The following is a 1,173-nucleotide window of genomic DNA, read 5'->3' as shown; positions in this document are numbered from 1 at the left end:
CACTTAACGTATACTTTGGGACCTTAGCTGGCGGTCTGGGCTGTTTCCCTTTCGACTACGGATCTTATCACTCGCAGTCTGACTCCCAAGGATAAGTCATTGGCATTCGGAGTTTGACTGAATTCGGTAACCCGGTAGGGGCCCCTAGTCCAATCAGTGCTCTACCTCCGAGACTCTTACCTTGAGGCTAGCCCTAAAGCTATTTCGGAGAGAACCAGCTATCTCCAGGTTCGATTGGCATTTCACCCCTACCCACACCTCATCCCCGCACTTTTCAACGTGCGTGGGTTCGGGCCTCCATTCAGTGTTACCTGAACTTCACCCTGGACATGGGTAGATCACCTGGTTTCGGGTCTACGACCACGTACTCAATTCGCCCTATTCAGACTCGCTTTCGCTGCGGCTCCGCATCTTCTGCTTAACCTTGCACGGGATCATAACTCGCCGGTTCATTCTACAAAAGGCACGCCATCACCCGTTAACGGGCTCTGACTACTTGTAGGCACACGGTTTCAGGATCTATTTCACTCCCCTTCCGGGGTGCTTTTCACCTTTCCCTCACGGTACTGGTTCACTATCGGTCACTAGGGAGTATTTAGCCTTGGGAGATGGTCCTCCCGGATTCCGACGGAATTTCACGTGTTCCGCCGTACTCAGGATCCACTCAGGAGAGAACGAAGTTTTGACTACAGGGCTGTTACCTCCTATGGCGGGCCTTTCCAGACCTCTTCATCTACCTCGTTCCTTTGTAACTCCGTACAGAGTGTCCTACAACCCCAAGAGGCAAGCCTCTTGGTTTGGGCTAATCCCGTTTCGCTCGCCGCTACTCAGGGAATCGCATTTGCTTTCTCTTCCTCCGGGTACTTAGATGTTTCAGTTCCCCGGGTCTGCCTTCTCATATCCTATGAATTCAGATATGGATACCACTCCATTACGAGTGGTGGGTTTCCCCATTCGGAAATCTCCGGATCAAAGCTTGCTTACAGCTCCCCGAAGCATATCGGTGTTCGTCCCGTCCTTCATCGGTTCCTGGTGCCAAGGCATCCACCGTGCGCCCTTAAAAACTTGGCCACAGATGCTCGCGTCCACTGTGCAGTTCTCAAACAACGACCAGCCACCCATCACCCCACCCTTACAGGCGAGTTCACTGGGGCCGGCAACCGAAGGCAGCAC

At 53.1% G+C, this 1,173-nt stretch carries 1 rRNA gene; it reads right to left on the bottom strand.

Going from position 1 to position 1,173, the window contains the following annotated elements:
• Positions 1-1,071, bottom strand: a 23S ribosomal RNA gene (locus ACFU5M_RS34540); the annotation flags it as partial.
• Positions 1,072-1,173 lie beyond the last annotated feature (102 nt).

This window comes from Nocardia sp. NPDC057455 (assembly GCF_042802775.1).
In the GTDB taxonomy this organism is placed as follows: Bacteria; Actinomycetota; Actinomycetes; order Mycobacteriales; family Mycobacteriaceae; genus Nocardia.
Note: the sequence above shows the minus strand (reverse complement) of the source record. Positions and strands in the feature narration are given on the sequence as shown.